General features: G+C 43.4%; 15 protein-coding genes, 1 tRNA gene, 1 pseudogene and 1 other annotated feature. Of the genes and pseudogenes, 4 read left to right on the top strand and 13 right to left on the bottom strand.

All coding sequences use genetic code 11. From position 1 onward, the window contains the following. Positions 1–241: 241 nt before the first annotated feature. Positions 242–1,444 (bottom strand): annotated as a pseudogene (locus tag FD723_RS15970) (ShlB/FhaC/HecB family hemolysin secretion/activation protein); the annotation flags it as partial. Positions 1,445–1,480: 36 nt separating this feature from the next. Here FD723_RS15970 and FD723_RS15965 point away from each other — a divergent pair. Continuing rightward, a complete protein-coding gene (locus FD723_RS15965) occupies positions 1,481–2,158 on the top strand; it encodes a CHAT domain-containing protein (RefSeq protein ID WP_256875193.1) in 678 nt (225 codons plus the stop codon). 288 nt (positions 2,159–2,446) lie between these two features. Here the strand turns inward: FD723_RS15965 and rplL are convergent, their stop codons facing one another. The 8 genes from rplL to rplS all read right to left on the bottom strand — a co-directional run bounded on the left by rplL (position 2,447) and on the right by rplS (position 6,732). Beyond that, positions 2,447–2,833, bottom strand: a complete 387-nt coding sequence (rplL, locus tag FD723_RS15960) for a 50S ribosomal protein L7/L12 (protein ID WP_179066191.1) — start codon at positions 2,831–2,833, stop codon at positions 2,447–2,449. A gap of 97 nt (positions 2,834–2,930) precedes the next feature. Continuing rightward, positions 2,931–3,527 (bottom strand): 50S ribosomal protein L10, encoded by a 597-nt coding sequence (gene rplJ, locus FD723_RS15955; protein WP_179066190.1) that lies wholly within the window; start codon positions 3,525–3,527, stop codon positions 2,931–2,933. Between the two features lie 62 nt (positions 3,528–3,589). Further along, positions 3,590–3,758 (bottom strand) — a sequence feature (ribosomal protein L10 leader region). Between the two features lie 70 nt (positions 3,759–3,828). Further along, positions 3,829–4,542, bottom strand: coding sequence for a 50S ribosomal protein L1 (gene rplA / locus FD723_RS15950; protein ID WP_179066189.1), 714 nt, complete (start codon positions 4,540–4,542; stop codon positions 3,829–3,831). Between the two features lie 130 nt (positions 4,543–4,672). After that, entirely contained in the window at positions 4,673–5,098 is a 426-nt protein-coding gene (gene rplK, locus FD723_RS15945) for a 50S ribosomal protein L11 (protein WP_094331821.1), read from the bottom strand. A gap of 6 nt (positions 5,099–5,104) precedes the next feature. Further along, complete coding sequence (nusG, locus tag FD723_RS15940; protein ID WP_179066188.1) at positions 5,105–5,746, bottom strand: transcription termination/antitermination protein NusG; 642 nt, start codon at positions 5,744–5,746, stop codon at positions 5,105–5,107. Beyond that, entirely contained in the window at positions 5,746–5,967 is a 222-nt protein-coding gene (secE, locus tag FD723_RS15935) for a preprotein translocase subunit SecE (RefSeq protein WP_179066187.1), read from the bottom strand. Before secE ends, nusG begins: the two co-directional genes overlap by 1 nt. Positions 5,968–6,144: 177 nt before the next feature. After that, positions 6,145–6,217: transfer RNA gene (locus FD723_RS15930), tRNA-Trp, on the bottom strand. Positions 6,218–6,369: 152 nt separating this feature from the next. Further along, positions 6,370–6,732, bottom strand: a complete 363-nt coding sequence (gene rplS, locus FD723_RS15925) for a 50S ribosomal protein L19 (protein ID WP_094348921.1) — start codon at positions 6,730–6,732, stop codon at positions 6,370–6,372. Positions 6,733–6,885: 153 nt separating this feature from the next. On the opposite strand from rplS, the gene FD723_RS15920 reads away from it, so the two are divergent. Further along, complete coding sequence (locus tag FD723_RS15920) at positions 6,886–7,830, top strand: glycosyltransferase family 2 protein (protein WP_179066186.1); 945 nt, start codon at positions 6,886–6,888, stop codon at positions 7,828–7,830. Between the two features lie 641 nt (positions 7,831–8,471). Next, positions 8,472–9,530: a glycosyltransferase family 4 protein gene (locus FD723_RS15915; protein ID WP_179066185.1), complete on the top strand. Its 1,059-nt coding sequence runs from the start codon at positions 8,472–8,474 to the stop codon at positions 9,528–9,530. A 374-nt stretch (positions 9,531–9,904) separates the two neighbouring features. Here the strand turns inward: FD723_RS15915 and FD723_RS15910 are convergent, their stop codons facing one another. After that, positions 9,905–11,230 carry a DUF58 domain-containing protein gene (locus FD723_RS15910; RefSeq protein ID WP_179066184.1) on the bottom strand — a complete coding sequence of 442 codons (1,326 nt, stop codon included), beginning with the start codon at positions 11,228–11,230 and terminating at the stop codon, positions 9,905–9,907. A 48-nt stretch (positions 11,231–11,278) separates the two neighbouring features. Here FD723_RS15910 and FD723_RS15905 point away from each other — a divergent pair, with 48 nt between their 5' ends. After that, on the top strand, positions 11,279–12,289 hold the full coding sequence (locus FD723_RS15905) for an NAD(P)-dependent alcohol dehydrogenase (protein WP_179066183.1): 1,011 nt from the start codon (positions 11,279–11,281) through the stop codon (positions 12,287–12,289). 168 nt (positions 12,290–12,457) lie between these two features. On the opposite strand, the gene FD723_RS15900 is transcribed toward FD723_RS15905, so the two are convergent. The 3 genes from FD723_RS15900 to FD723_RS15890 form a co-directional block, all read right to left on the bottom strand. Then, positions 12,458–13,129, bottom strand: a complete 672-nt coding sequence (locus FD723_RS15900) for a glutathione S-transferase family protein (protein WP_179066182.1) — start codon at positions 13,127–13,129, stop codon at positions 12,458–12,460. Positions 13,130–13,374: 245 nt separating this feature from the next. Further along, entirely contained in the window at positions 13,375–14,502 is a 1,128-nt protein-coding gene (locus FD723_RS15895; RefSeq protein ID WP_179066181.1) for an aryl-sulfate sulfotransferase, read from the bottom strand. A 26-nt stretch (positions 14,503–14,528) separates the two neighbouring features. Beyond that, entirely contained in the window at positions 14,529–15,623 is a 1,095-nt protein-coding gene (locus FD723_RS15890) for an aliphatic sulfonate ABC transporter substrate-binding protein (protein WP_179066180.1), read from the bottom strand. Positions 15,624–15,660: the final 37 nt, after the last annotated feature.

Below are 15,660 nucleotides of genomic sequence, written 5' to 3'. Positions count from 1 at the left end.
GTTGCAGCCAAACTATCTGCAAAGCCTCAAAGTCCATTGGTGTCAACTAACGTGAAACCGCTTGTCCGCCGGGAATTGAAATTCCCGTATAATAGGTAAAGCCATCTGAAGATGACTAAATATCGCCAAAAACCTCCAGTCTACTTCAGTAGACTTTAGCCTAAAAGCCAAAGAAGTTTATTTCCGGGCGGGCATAGAAGCCAACAGTTAATCTATTTCCAGCAAAAGTAGACACCAATGCTCAAAGTCTATATCCTACACTAAAATAAAAGCCATGATCTTGAGCGTTTTCACCTCGATCGTCTAAGTTAATTAAAGGAAGACCATAATCTAGCCGCATATTTAGATTTGGTAAAGGTTCCCATAAAACTCCTAAACCCACACCTGCTAAAAATTTCTGTTTCTGTAATTGGTTGGGGTTATCATTTACATTCCAGATAACTCCTGAATCAAAAAATGGAGCAATTTGCAGCATCGAATTTCCAGATTCGTCTTTTTCTAGAGTGATGCGGTCTTCTAGTGAAAATCGGACTCCGTTATCGCCAGCACGAGCATTTTGCCGATAACCGCGCAAAGATTGACCACCGCCAATCACAAATTGCTGAGAGGGTAATAAACCATTGGGTGTTAATTGTACTTCGGCTTGGGCGATTAAGAGATTATCATTAGTCAACCGTTGCACCCGTTGGACTTGCGCCAACCAACTGAAAAAGCGACCATCGGGAACAGGATCAGGGTTGATGGTGGCATCAAAGCTACCAAGACCTAAACTAAATAGCGATCGCAATGCCCATGCACCATTAACATCTCGTCGCACATAATCTTGACCAAACTTAATAACACGGGTACGACTATTACCTTCTGTGTCAGGCCCAAAGCCAAAAGGTGTTGGCCCTGCAAAAGTAAATGTCTGACCATTTTGGACAGTAAAGCCTAATGATAAAGCGAATTCTTCACGAGGCGATCGCACCAAAGGCTGACGATAACTTATTTCATATAACTGAGACTCTCCCCGAATATCAAAGGCATTCAAAGGTTCTTGGACGACTTTATTGTTGTTAATAGTAGTGCGTAGTTGTAAAGTACCATTCATCGCATTCAACGGTACTCGATAGCTAAAATCATAAATATTTGAGCCTCCCTGAGTTGTGCGGTAATAAGCTGCTGCAAGTTCATCACCGATACCGGTGAGGTTTCGATAACTAGCATTAAAACCCAATCTTTCAGAACCAACACTAGGAGGGGAATAATTATCAATACTTACTGAGCCATCAAAGGCATTAGCTTCAGTAACTCTGACTACCAGAATACTTTGACCAACTTCATTACCTGTGCGTAAGCTAGCTTCTACATTTGACAGTAGGGGGTCAGTTCGTAACAATCTTAATTGGTCTTCTAAATTAGCTGTAGAAAGAGGTTTACTAGCACCCAAAGCGACCTCACTGATACTAGCTATGTTGATATCAAAAACTCTCAAGTCTTGGCAATGGGAGCTAGTGAATTTACCAAAGACCAAAATCAAAATCCTTTACAGGCAGTACCTCTAGAAGTTTCTACCATCGTCCAGAAATTATGGCCAGGTAAATTCCTCCTGAATAAAGACTTTACCCTAAACAATCTCAAGGCACAACGCCGACAAAATCCTTATGGGATGATTCACCTAGCAACTCACGTAGACTTTGTGCCTGGACAATCAAGTAAATCATATATTCAGTTGTACGATACCAAACTGCGGTTAGATCAAGTACGTCAATTGGGATGGAATAAGCCGCCAGTGGAATTACTGGTTTTAAGTGCTTGTAAATCTGCTTTTGGAGATGAACAGGCGGAGTTGGGTTTTGCAGGGTTAGCAATCCAAACGGGTGTGAAGTCAGCTATTGCCAGTTTGTGGTATGTCTCAGATGCCGGAACTCTAGGGCTAATGACGGAGTTTTACAGCCAGTTAAAGACTGCACCGATAAAAGCAGAAGCACTGCGACAAGCACAGTTAGCAATGATTCAGGGCAAAGTGCGAATTGAAGGTAATCAATTAACTGGCATAAATCGAGGCGTATCTTTGCCACCGCAAATGGCAAGCTACTTACAGCAGAATATCGTTGGTAATCTCTCCCATCCGTTTTATTGGGCACCATTCACTATGATTGGTAGCCCGTGGTAAGAGGTAAAAACCGATATCCCACTGTTAAAAAACGAGCAACAAAGCCACGGAAAGAACCAGCTATTGCGGTTTAATATCAAAGTTTGTTCAGTCTGTTATTAACTCAGCCGTGCTGGGTCGTTTTTCATGGTTTAGTCATAAACTCCAGTATACACGGTAGATGCTTAAAAGCTGGGGCTTCCACGACGAAAGGTATCTGGTGAAGTTTGCACCGAACCGTAAGAGGCAATTTATAAAAAAGGAGCCTAAGTTAGGCTCCTTAATAAAAAACTGGTAATAGAATTGTGACTACTTGATAGTTACCTTACCGCCAGCTTCTTCGATGCGCTTCTTAGCATCTTCAGCAGCATCCTTAGCAATACCTTCTTTAACTGCCTTGGGCGCAGCTTCCACCAAGTCTTTAGCTTCTTTCAGACCCAAACCGGTCAATTCCCGGACAATCTTCAGCACGGCAATCTTCTTATCAGCTGGGACTGATTCGAGAATCACTTCAAACTCGGTTTGTTCAACAACTTCTTCAGTAGGAGCAACAACACCAGGTCCGGCAATTGCTACGCCAACAGGTGCAGCAGCACTTACACCAAAAGCTTCTTCAATTTGCTTGACTAACTCAGAAGCTTCCAGCAAAGAAAGGGTTTTTAGTTGTTCTAAAATGTTATCGGTTGCAGCAGACATTGATATAACTCCTGTAAGTTTGATTATTTATTTGTCATGGGTCATTGGTCTTTAACTATAGACTTTTGACTTTTGACTGATGAATGAACCACGAAGTCTATTCAGCAGCAGCTTCAGCAGTGCTTTCGGTGCTGCTATCTTCGACAGCAGCGGTTTCGGTGCTACCACCACTTTGCTCTTGGTCGGACACAGCCTTCAAAGCACGAGCTAGTGAACCAGGAACTTCGTTGATACCCACAGCAATCTTGGTAGCCAAAGCGTTGATAGCCCCAGCAATTTGGGCGATGAGTTGTTCCTTAGATGGCAAGTCTCCCAGTTTCTTGACATCAGGTTCTTTGAGTAGGCGACCTTCCAGTACACCACCGCGAAGTTCTGTCTTCTTGGTGACTTTTTGGAATTCTTGGTATGCCTTAATTGCCGATGAAAAATCGTCTTTTACCAGCAAAAAGGCGGAAGAACCGTTGAGTAATTCTGACAGAGGTTGCCATTTGTCATCACCTTCAATGGCAATGCCCATGAGAGTGTTCTTAGTCACCTTACAAACGGTGCCACTAGGACGCAGCCGCCGCCGTAAGTCTGTTATTTCCGAAACTGTTAGCCCCTGATAATCAATTACCAGTGCCAGAGTTGACTCACTCAAAGTTTCTTTGAGGTCAGCTACTATTTCTTTTTTATTTTCTAGTGTTCTACCCATTCCAATCTCACCTCCTTAAAACAATCGGTGATTGCCCTACTTTTACGTTTTTTCTCAACCTGAACCCAAACAACAAACCCCAGCTAATATAGCCGGGGTTGAGTAGTAAGACTCGCGATGCCATAGTTATCACACCTTTATGCGTGATGATTTTGACAATTAGAGTTTTAACCTCGGCAGGACATTTAAGCTATTAGCACCTGCTGTCTCCGGCTTTGCCTATTTAATTTAAAGTTAGGAGTGAGTAGTTAGGAGTTAGAAGTTTTATTCTTAACTCCTAACTTATAACTCATAACTCTTATTAACCTGCTTCGCTCAGTTTCAAATCTCGTAGGGCGGTGACATCAATTTTAATTGATGGCCCCATTGTGGCTGCCACATAAAATGTGCGCCAATAACGACCTTTAGCTCCTGAAGGACGGTTACGGTCAATCGTCTCCTGCAATGCCTTCAGGTTGACTAACAAATCTTCAGGCGAGAAAGTTGTCTTACCAAACATAACATGAACAATGCCAGTTCGGTCAGCCCGGAATTCTAATTTACCAGCTTTGAATTCTGCGATCGCACCTGCTAAATCAAATGTTACGGTTCCACCTTTGGGCGATGGCATCAAACCACGCGGCCCAAGCAACTTACCCAGTTTTGCCACCTGTGGCATGACATCGGGTGTAGCAATCAGCTTGTCAAAATCCAGTCTACCTTTTTGGATTTCGTCAATCAGTTCTTCTGACCCGACTAAATCAGCACCAGCGTTGCTAGCTTCGTTTACTTTTTCGCCTCTGGCTATCACCGCCACTCGGACGATTTGTCCTGTACCTTTGGGCAGTGCTACTGTTGTCCGCAACTGTTGGTCTGTATACTTGGGGTCAATTCCCAACCGGATATGCGCTTCGGCAGCTTCGGTAAATTTAGCTGTTGCTGTGTCTTTAAGAAGGGCTAAAGCCTCTAGGGGATGATAGTCCTTATCTTCTACTTTTGCTTGCAGTCCTTGCAAACGACGCGATACTTTTGGCATTTTTTCTCCTGGGGTAATTCCGAAGCCTCGCCTCTCCCCCGATAAAATTTTGGATTTTAGATTAGGAAGTTAGGAATGAGGAGTTAGTAATTTAAAACTCATAACTCATAACTCATAACTCATAACTTTCTTAGTCTGTGACTGTTATGCCCATATTTTTAGCCGTTCCTGCCACAATCTTCATTGCCGCGTCGATGTCGTTGGCATTGAGGTCGGGGAGTTTTGTTTGGGCTATTTCTTGCAATTGTGCTTTGCTAATTGACCCAACCTTCTTTTTGTTGGGTTCATTCGAGCCTTTTTCTACTTTCGCCGCTTTCCGAATCAGTACTGATGCAGGTGGCGTTTTGAGTACGAATGTAAAACTCCGGTCTTCAAAAACCGAAATTTCTACAGGTATTACCATTCCAGCCTGGTCTGCTGTTTTGGCGTTGTACTCTTTACAAAACATCATGATGTTGACACCATGTTGACCCAAGGCGGGCCCGACTGGCGGTGCTGGGTTGGCTTTTCCAGCATTCAAGGCCAGTTTAATGACCGCCACTACTTTCTTCGCCATTTGTATTTAGCTCTGTTTCTCTACCTGATTAAATTCCAATTCTACTGGTGTATCCCTGCCGAAAATTGAGAGCAAGGCTTTAAGTTTACTCCGTTCTGGAGAAACTTCAATCACCTCACCTTCAAAATCTTTAAATGGGCCAGAAAGCACCATTATCTTATCACCAGTAGCCATGTCAATTTTGACAACAGCTTCTTGTTCGCTGGTTTGTTTGAATATACGTTCGACTTCTGAAGCACTCAATGGTATGGGGTTGACATGACCGCGACCCTTGCTGCTACCACGTTTTTGTTCTGAACCGACAAAGTTGATGACATGAGAGGTGTTTCGTACCACCTGCCAAGTATCATCATCCATCATCATCCGCACCAGCACATAGCCAGGAAAAACTTTTTCTTCTGTATGCTGGCGACTGCCATCTTTGCGGATTTTCACCGCTGGCGTCTGCGGAATTTCTACCTGAACAATTTTGTCAGCGACATCAAAAGTTTGAATGCGTTGCTCTAAGTTAGTCTTTACACGCTTTTCACAGCCTGAGGCTACTTGCACTGCATACCAGCGTGCTTCTTTGGACGCTGCTTCTGCTGTTTCTGCCGTTTCCTCTGACTGCAACGTTGAGTTGCGTGGTTCATCTGTTGCAAAAGTCATCAGAACACCTGTTTTGCTGCCCAATGAAACAATCCATCGACCAAGTATATCAAAGATGCGGAAAGTGCCACCATTAATAACACAGCAGCAGATTCGCTTACTATCTGTTGCCGACTGGGCCAAACTACTTTTTCAAGTTCTTCTTTGGTTCCCTGTATGAAGTTGCCAAAGCTAAACCCATTGGGAGTTTCTGGCAATTCTGCTTCACTTTTTTTGGACACGACCGTTTATCCCCTTGTTTGTTACTCTTTGTTCTTCCAGATTTGCAGTTTCGACTTTATTCCACTTAATTGAAAGCAAAACAACTGCAAATACAATAAGTTTACCCGAAATTATTACCGCTAACTGCTAATATAGCAGCTGCGTAATTATTTCGGGCTTGGTTTTTTGCTCTTGAGCGCGCCCTGGAGGACTTGAACCCCCGACATCAGGTTTTGGAGACCTGCGTTCTACCAACTGAACTAAGAGCGCACAAGCTGTTTTTGATTCAGTGATTGCGCTGAACTATATTTCAGTTTAACGCAATATGCAGTTTATATCATACCTCAATTTCGCTGGGAAAACAAGTCAGCGGCAGATGCCGCTTGAGGCTTGAGATTTCTCCCATATTTTTGAAGGACGAATCACAAAGGGCGGTCAAACCGTTGCTTAATCCGGGTTGCCTTACCTACGCGATCGCGGAGATAATAAAGTTTAGCACGGCGGACTTTACCACGACGTAATACTTTGATGCTGTCAATCCGAGGAGAATGCAGCAAAAATACTCGCTCAACGCCCACGCCTTGGAAAACCTTACGGACTGTAATAGTTTCGTTGATGCCACCATTGCGCTTGGCAATTACTACTCCTTCGTAGGGTTGGACGCGGTATTTTTCGCCTTCCTTGATTTTTACTCCCACTTTTACAGTGTCACCCACGTAAATGTCGGGCAGATTCGATTTTATCTGTTCCGCTTCAATGGAGCGGATAATCTCTTGAGCGTTCATAGTCTTTCTGTCTGCTTAAAAAAAACTCACGATCATCAATGATAAATCGATAATCCTATTTCAGTCTACTTGTTGGGATTGATAATTTTACTGATACAACGGTCTAAAGATCAAAGCTATATTGCAGAATGCTGTACCACAGGGGTAAAATTTATGAAATTTAGCGTTGTCATTAGTACCTATAATCGCTTGAATTTGCTGCAAAGAGCAATTGATTCGGCTCGGAACCAAACAATCGAGTGCGAGGTGGTTGTTGCCGATGACTGTTCATCTGATGACACCCAAACCTATCTCAAAAGTTTAGGGGATAAGATTGTTTACCATCGTAACGAAGTTAACCTTGGTCATGCAGCAACGGTAAATGCAGGAGTTGCCAAAGCTAGCGGCGACTGGATTAAGTTTTTAGATGATGATGATTATTTAGCACCCAACTGTATAGAAGAAATGGCAAAGGCGATCACACTTCGTCCCGATGCTGTAATCTGCTCTTGTGTGGCGGCTCAGGTGGATGGCAATGAAGTTGAACTCTCTCGCACCCCCCAAGTTGGTCCCGGTTTAGCTTTCTATATCCCCCAAGCCGATATTCACTACGGTATGCTGTTAGAGCTTGTACCCTTTGGCACACCTGTACAAGTAGCTTGCCGACGTGATGCTTTTCTGCAAACTGGTGGGTGGGACTCCACACTTGATGCTAACTGTGATGACATCGATTCCTGGATTCGGATTGCCCAGTTTGGCGATGCTATTTTCTTCAACCAGTGTCTTGCTTACCGGACTATCTGGCCAGGTGCGTATAATCAAAAGTTTTCTCTATCTCGACGGTTAGCGACAAATATTTTGATGAAGGAAAAAATTTACGCCTTGGTAAACGAGGAACATCGCTCAAAGATTCCTTTGCTTCAAGATATCAAAAATTACCTGAAACTCCATTGGAGTTTGGTAGCACTGAAGCAGAAAAATCTCAAGAGTTTTCTTTCAATGATAGATCCGTCTATACTTTCTCCTCAGTCTTGGAAGTTTTTGCTCACTGCTGCCTCATCACGCCGTTCACAGGGAAACAATTCTCAGGTTCGTAAACTTGTGTTGATTGAGTCCTAATTTTTTAAGCGTTGGCGATGCATATCGGATAGAACCATTAGAGAGGTTTAAGATTAGCCTCGAAAAGTTAATTAAAAGTCACTACCGTAAAAATGAAAGAGCTAGGAATTCTTTTTTGGAGTTATACCAATTCTGTATGAAGCTGCGCTAAACCATGTTTAAGAAAACGAACCGCATAGACGCGGAGAGGCTTCCCGTAGGCTAGGACGCATTCGCGTAGCGTCTCGTCAGAGAAGGACACAAAGTAAAGAAAGAAGTTAAAAGGGTTTGGCGCAGGCTCACAAAGAAATGGTATTAGTTAATGACTATATTAGTCAACTCCGTGAGAATTCTAGCTCTAATTTATTTTCAGACGTTACATTAATTTCGCCGCATCATCTTGGCAGGACTAGCCCTTTCAAGGTGGGATGCTCCCACTGCTTTGGTAAGACATCAGAATTTTGGAGTTTTACCCCGATTTATAGAGCTATTGCTGAATAAGTCTTTAAGCTAGGTAATTGGTTAGAAGCGCTCTTAATCAGTAGCCAGTGGTCAATTTTACGCACTACTGACTACTTTTGAGTTGTGACTGAAGACCTCAATAATTATGTTGATTTATACTCAGTTACTTATCTTTATTTTTTATACACATCTCAAAGATTATGCGAATTATACATATTTTGAATCACGTTCAAGAAATAGGTAACGGTATTGTGAATGTGGCTGTGGATTTGGCTTGTTTACAAGCAAAAAGTGGTGATGAGGTAGCGGTTATTTCTGCTGGTGGTGAATATGAGGCTTTACTAGAGATTTGTGGTGTTAAGCACTACCAACTAGACCAAAGTCGGAAACCGCTAAATATGATTAAAGCAGCTATGGGTTACCGAGCGATCGCAGCTGAATTTCAACCGGATATTGTTCATGCACACATGATGACGGGGGTCATACTAGCACGTATTTTTAAAGGACACAAATATGCTTTAGTTTCCACAGTCCACAATGAATTTCAGCGTGCTAGCCTGCTGATGGGTTTAGCTGATAGGGTAATTGCTGTCAGTAAGGCTGTGGGAGATTCTATGATTAGGCGTGGTATCCCAGAATACAAGTTGCGGGTGGTATGTAATGGCACTTTAGGCAGTCCCCGCACCCGACAGATAAAAGATTATCAACCTTTACCATTACAGCATCCAGCGATCGCCACTGTCGCCGGCATGTATCAACGTAAGGGAATTGCTGAGTTAATCGCGGCCTTTGAACAAATTGCCTCAGATTTTCCCCAAGCGCATCTTTATTTAGTTGGAAATGGCCCTGATAAACAACTATTTGAGGCTCAAGCACAAGCAACTTCTGTAAAAGAACGCATTCATTTTGAAGGCTTCCAACCGGAACCTCAACGCTATCTGATATCTTGTGACATATTTGTGCTGGCTTCCCACCGTGACCCTTGCCCTTTGGTACTTTCAGAAGCTAGAGAAACTGGAATTGCGATCGTTGGCACTCAGGTAGACGGCATTCCTGAAGCTTTGGACAATGGGCAAGCAGGTCTTTTGGTGCCAGTAAAAGATAGTAATGCTTTGGCTGGGGTTTTAGTAAAATTACTGAGTAGTGCCGAGATGCTGCACGAATGGAAACAGCGGGCAAATAAAAACTTAGAAAGGCTGAGTGTTGCCCGCGTTCATCAGGAAACAATGATGGTGTATCGTGAGTTAATTTCAGAATGAGGGCATTGAGCGTGATTGTTAGTTATGTTTTAATAAACCTCAGTCTTCGGTAACATTAACATAGCGATCGCTTTAAAACTAAAAAAGCTATGCCGAAAGAGTTTTGAGAGATTAGTGATGTTCAGATCCCCGACTTCGCAGAAGTTGTCGGGGATCTAGCAGCCCCATAAAATTAATGGGATAGGAGTCAGGACTTACGCAAAATCATGAAAAAACGAACCGCATAGACGCGGAGCGGCTTCCCGTAGGGTAGGACGCATTCGCGTAGCGTCTCGTCAGAGAAGGACACAAAGAAATAAGAGTTTCAGAGAGTTATTGCGTAAGTCCTACTAGTAAAGAGTCTTGAAGCGCCTATTACTTACCCTCAAGTTTGGTCAAAGTTGATTTCGCGCTTTGAGTTGCAGATATCGCTCAACTAACTGATCGGCAATTTGATTTGCTGGTGCATCTAGTACCAATACACCTTTTTGTTTTAGTTGGGCATAAGCCACTTGTCGTTGCATTAATAAATCTAGTGATACTGCACGGGCATAAGCACCTGTAACATCATCGGTGAATGTGTTTGCTAGCCGATCAACTTGCGGATCTCGCAGAGTAACGCAAAAGGGGAGATAGCGGGGTGCTAGTTTGGTGAGTGCGGCTAGGAGTTCTGTAGAGGCAGTGACATCAACTAAATCGGTAATCACTACTACCAGCGCCCTCCGAGTTTGTCGCTGCAAAACGTTTGTCACTGCCCCCAAGTAATCAGATTCCAATAAAACTGGTTGAATGGGAGTCAGGCGATCAATTAGCTGATTCAGATGATGTTGACCGCGTTCTGGGGGAATCCACGTATGCATCTGGCGGTCAAATACACCAACACCCACGCGATCGCCTCGATGTAAACCTGCCAAAGCTAAGGATAAAGTTGCATTTAAACCCCAGTCAAATCGCTGCAAACTCTGAACTTTTGCTGTCATCAACCGTCCGCGATCGAGTAATATCAGTAGTGTTTGTTCCTGTTCTGGTTCTAGAACTCTCACCAGTGGCATAGCATTACCATAAGCGCCAACCCGACGGGCGGTAGCTTTCCAATCAATAAACCGCAAATCGTCACCGGTGCGATAGTTTCGCAGTTCAGCAAACTCTGTACCAATACCAGTTTTGCGAGATTGGCGCATTGATCCTGATGATTGCAGTGTCAGACGAATTGTGAGCGATCGCAATCCGACTAAATCAGGATAAACTTTCACTGGCAGACTTTGAGGGATTTGCCAATCATCCCAAGCTAATCCCCAAATCCCCAACTGTCGAACTTGGATATTCCCCCAAGGAAACTCTCCGCGCTGTGTCGGGTGGACGGTATACGTCAATTCCTCCGTGCTGTTACTGGGAATAATCGCGTTGAGTGCAGGTGTAGAAACGCCAAATCCTGTTGGGTAATAGTCGCGAATTTCAATTTGGGCGTTGGTATTTGGCGATGTCACTTTCAGCACCACGGGATTATCCCGCCCAATGGATAACCGTGATGGTAATTCGCGGGTAATTTGCACACGAGAACGTCGCACCTGTAAACCATCTACAACCATCAGTCCGAGAACGATGGCATCAAATAGCACAGTGATGGCGATGGCTGCTTTAACGATCAGAAATAAGGATAGGATCGGAGCGATCGCTATACCCAAAACTAATAATAAATAAACTCGTTTGGAAGGAACCATTTTTTAAAGCGAGAAGATAAGTTAAAGCGGGAATAGGACAGAAATTATATGAAAGTTTACGAAATTCAAAGCAACGCCGGAATTGATGCCCTGGCGTTAGTTGATCGCCCTGAACCACAACCCGCAGTTGGACAAGTTCTCATTCAAATCAAAGCAATATCCTTAAATTACCGCGATCTGCTTGTTATTGAAGGAGCTTACGGTAATCGACAGAAATATCCGTTAATTCCCGTATCTGACGGTGCAGGGGAAGTGGTGGCGGTGGGAGAAGGTGTGACACGGGTAAAAATAGGCGATCGTGTGGCTGGTATTTTCTTCCAAGACTGGATTTATGGCTCTTTAACTAAAGAGAAAATGAAATCCGATCTCGGAAGCGGTATCGATGGAATGCTGGCTGAGTATGTTGTATTACACCAAGATGGTTTAGTGATATTACCTGAATACTTATCCGATATTGAAGCTGCAACTTTACCTTGTGCAGCAGTTACAGCTTGGCACGGACTAGTGACAAAAGGCAATATTGGCGCAGGTGATAGTATTTTATTACTCGGTACTGGAGGAGTTTCAATTTTTGCTCTCCAGTTTGCTAAGATACATGGTGCAAGAGCAATTATTACTTCCAGCAGTGATGAAAAGTTGGCACGGGCGAAACAACTTGGTGCTGACGAGACAATCAACTATAAAACAACACCAGATTGGGAAAAGCAAGTTTATCAATTAACTAATCGCACAGGTGTAGATCATGTAGTTGAGGTAGGCGGTGCAGGTACTCTGCCAAAATCGCTACAAGCAGTCCGCATTAGGGGACATATTAGTTTGATTGGCGTATTGTCAGGCAGAGGAAATGAGATTGACCCCATGCCAATACTTTTTAAGAGTTTAACAGTTCAGGGAATTTATGTTGGCAGTCGCGAAATGTTTGAGGCGATGAATCAGGCGATGCAACAACATCAAATCAAACCGATTATTGATCGAGTTTTCCCCTTCACTGAGGCACGAGAGGCTTATCATTACCTCAAAAGCGCGACTCACTTTGGAAAAGTCGTAATTCGTAATTAACTCGTTCTCACGCAGAGCCAAGGAACGAGAGGATAAATTTATTTAAGGGAACTCCAAGAAATAAATTATCCAATATTGTGGGGTGGGCAACATGAGCGCCCAGTCCATAAGGCGGGCGAGACGCCCACCCCACAAGAAGTAATTGGATATTGTTTTATTTGGAAGTCCCTAAACAGCAGCGAGAGTAGGCGCAGCGAATTTAGCATACCGCTCAATGTAGAATTCCTTAGAATGAGCGATCGCTTTCACAGACTCACGCTCTTTCAAAGCCCGTTTCCACTGACGTACACGGGTAAATTGCTCTGGGATTCCAAAGCCGCGATACTGCTTGAGTGCAGCCCAGCGCTCAAACCAGGGGAAATAGGTGAAATCGACCAAACTGATGGATTCACCAAACCAGTAAGGGCCTTCTCCAGATAGCTTTGCTAAACCTTCGTTTTCAATGAATTCCAGGTGTTTGTATAGTTCCTGTTTAGCTTCTTCTTGCTTTTGGGGATCTGAACTCCGCAGCAGGGTAGAAAAAGCGGGAACGAACCTAGTGTTAGCAAAATCGATCCAGATGCGAGCCTGTGCCTTAGCAATGGGGTTGCTGGGTAACAGAGGTGGATTGGGAAATACCTCATCGAGATATTCGTTAATTACCGCAGATTCCCAAACTCGGTTATCGCCATGAGCGATCGCAGGAACCTTACCATAAGGGGAAACTTTCGTAAATCCTTCCGGCTTATTCTGCAAATCAATCTCAATCAAATCAAAGTCGATGCCTTTCTCTTGAAGTACCAAGCGGGTACGGTGAGCATAAGGACAAACAACTGCACTGTATACTTTAATTTCAGCCATGTTTAAGTACCTTGGTAAATAGAACTTGTTAATCGCCATTGGGAATTGAATTTTCATCCAAAATCCCAAATTTTAAATTGTTAGTGTCACAAAATCCTTTTTGAGGCGGGTGTAGCGTGAAAAATCCTTGACACTAACCAAATTTTGAAATTTGATTACTAGTGGTCTGTCCATTAAATTTGAGGGTTAAGAGAACGAACCGCAAAGGACGCAAAGAGCGCAAAGGTTGTCTCCCCTGCCTTCCCCTAAAGCCAGGGAATTTCTTCAGGTGCATACCGAAAGGCGCGAAAGACTGTATTTTGTTCTCCACTAGTTACGGGCGACTTCTCACCAGGAATATTTCTAACTGCAAAGTGGGGATTGATGTATTCCCAAACAATTTCACCTGTAACTGTCACCTCGAATATTCGGCCATAAGCACCTTCTGTAATCAAGGTATTGCCATTGGCTAAACGTTGCGCTCCTGATATGTAAGAACTAAAGAAATTTTGGGGCGGGTTGTCCTTGTATTCCCAAACTATCTCTTTGGTTTGGCGGTTCACCTCAATCACACGGGAGAAATTGAGAGCAATGTTACGGCGATGTGCGCCATTGTCGAAAATCAAGATATTACCGTTAGCGAGTTCATTGGGGAAGTGCTGCTGTGCTAGCACATCATCGCCTAACGTCCAGATGATTTCTCCGGTTTTGCGATCGATAATGACAACTGTGGAGATATTGCGAAAGCTGACTATAATGTTGCCATCAGCGAGTTCACCCACAGTATTCCCATGAGTCCATTCATGTCGATGATCCTGGGGTGTAATCGTAAATATATCTGGATCGAGGTGTTCGTGGGCGTGCCAAGTCCAAACAATTTCACCTCCTGGAGTCACCTCATAAAGCACATCAGCATATATCTCACCATTTGGTTCTGTACCTGCTACACCGCCTTTGATGCGGGGAACCAAAGACTGAGGTATCTTTTCAATGGCTAGTATAATTGTGTTGCCATTGGCTAGTCTGCGTCCATCATGATGATGATCTGGATGCTTATATTCCCAGATAATATTTCCTTTGGGATCTGCTTCTAAAACAACGCCACTTTTGAATGCAGCCCACAATGCAAAACGTAGGGGTTCTTCTGGTGGAGTCTTACCGTTATAAAAAAGGTTGCCATTGGGCAAGAGATAACCATATAACCCTGGTGGATAAGGCAGATTCCACTGGTGTACTACTTCTCCTTCCAAGTTCAGAAGGTAGACTTCACCTTGGCCTGTTAGAGGTGTGAAAAGTGTGTATCCCTTGAATACTTTTTCGGGATTGTAAGCTCTTAAACCAGTACCCCGACGACGAATAGTATTTTGATCAACTGATGTTGCTATAAAAGTCATATTTTACCTAATATCTAGTTTTGAATCTAAGAACTGGGACAGAGTGCATCGCGCACTTCTACTCGTTTCTGAACAATTCCCTGTTTGTATATCCAATCAGCAGCACTCTGTAAATCGGCAATTACTTTTGGTTCTAAGGGAAGCACTCCATCAACAGGTCGGCGTTCAAATGTACGCTTTACAACTTCAGGCTGTAATCCTGATACTTTTTGGTATACTTTTTGATTCTCTTGGGGATTTTTATTTAGCCATTCAGCTTCTTTAGCAAGAATTGCAATCACTTCTCTAATCGCCTCAGATTTTTGTTTTAGTGCATCTCTATCCACCATATAAAGGGAGTAATGGGGAACTTGTGCAGGTAAAGGAATTTGACGGGCATTGTATTTAAGTTCAGCACTAGCAACCCAAGGGTCCCAAACTGCCCAAGCATCTACGTGATGCGATGCCCAAGCTGGTAGGGCTTCATCGGGTTTCATGTAAACGCGACTTACTTTCTCTTTGGGAATATTTTCTTTTTCTAATAGTTTCAATAGCAAATGTTCGCTGATTCCACCTCGATTCACAATGACTTTTTTACCAATCAGATCATCGAATTTCCGAATGGGGGAATCGGCATGAACTACAATCCCTTCTGAGTTGCGATTAGCCGGTCGGTAGGCAATAATGCAAGCATTAATCCCACCAGATAAAGCAGATAAACCAGCAATATCACCGCCTGCTCCTAAATCAGAACTTTTAGCATTGATTGTTTCTAATACAGGTGCAAATGATGGGAATGTACCAACCCATTCAATTTTTATATTCTTGGGAGTGAGTTCACGCTCTAAAGTGCCGCGTTCTTTTGCGATCGCAGACAAACTTCCCTTAATATAACCAATGCGAACTACTGTCTGTTTTTCAGGTGCAGAATTTTGTGCTGTTGAGGAACTTTGACTCTGGTCACTCACAGGTTTTACTGTGGAATTGGCAGAGTTAGTTGAACTACATCCAGAAACCATCAAACTCAAGCCAGATTGCGCTACCAATAGCCAAATGAGTGCTTTGGTTGAACCCTGTTGACCAACTCGAAGCAAACTTTTTAAGTTACGCAGCAAATAAGAATTTTGAAATTTACTCGTCAATGATTTATTTCTCCATAAAACTAAGATAATTCCAGAC

Source organism: Nostoc sp. C052 (assembly GCF_013393905.1).
Taxonomy (GTDB): Bacteria; Cyanobacteriota; Cyanobacteriia; order Cyanobacteriales; family Nostocaceae; genus Nostoc.
The sequence above is the reverse complement of the archived record's forward strand: the minus strand, read 5'-3'. Positions and strand labels throughout refer to the sequence as shown.

Excerpts from the sequence above, each read along its gene's own strand:
- rplL (WP_179066191.1), bottom strand. The coding sequence starts at position 2,833 with ATGTCTGCTGCAACCGATAACATTTTAGAACAACTAAAAACCCTTTCT.
- rplJ (WP_179066190.1), bottom strand. The coding sequence starts at position 3,527 with ATGGGTAGAACACTAGAAAATAAAAAAGAAATAGTAGCTGACCTCAAA.
- rplA (WP_179066189.1), bottom strand. The coding sequence starts at position 4,542 with ATGCCAAAAGTATCGCGTCGTTTGCAAGGACTGCAAGCAAAAGTAGAA.
- rplK (WP_094331821.1), bottom strand. The coding sequence starts at position 5,098 with ATGGCGAAGAAAGTAGTGGCGGTCATTAAACTGGCCTTGAATGCTGGA.
- nusG (WP_179066188.1), bottom strand. The coding sequence starts at position 5,746 with ATGACTTTTGCAACAGATGAACCACGCAACTCAACGTTGCAGTCAGAG.
- rplS (WP_094348921.1), bottom strand. The coding sequence starts at position 6,732 with ATGAACGCTCAAGAGATTATCCGCTCCATTGAAGCGGAACAGATAAAA.
- FD723_RS15920 (WP_179066186.1), top strand. The coding sequence starts at position 6,886 with ATGAAATTTAGCGTTGTCATTAGTACCTATAATCGCTTGAATTTGCTG.
- FD723_RS15915 (WP_179066185.1), top strand. The coding sequence starts at position 8,472 with ATGCGAATTATACATATTTTGAATCACGTTCAAGAAATAGGTAACGGT.
- FD723_RS15910 (WP_179066184.1), bottom strand. The coding sequence starts at position 11,230 with ATGGTTCCTTCCAAACGAGTTTATTTATTATTAGTTTTGGGTATAGCG.
- FD723_RS15905 (WP_179066183.1), top strand. The coding sequence starts at position 11,279 with ATGAAAGTTTACGAAATTCAAAGCAACGCCGGAATTGATGCCCTGGCG.
- FD723_RS15900 (WP_179066182.1), bottom strand. The coding sequence starts at position 13,129 with ATGGCTGAAATTAAAGTATACAGTGCAGTTGTTTGTCCTTATGCTCAC.
- FD723_RS15895 (WP_179066181.1), bottom strand. The coding sequence starts at position 14,502 with ATGACTTTTATAGCAACATCAGTTGATCAAAATACTATTCGTCGTCGG.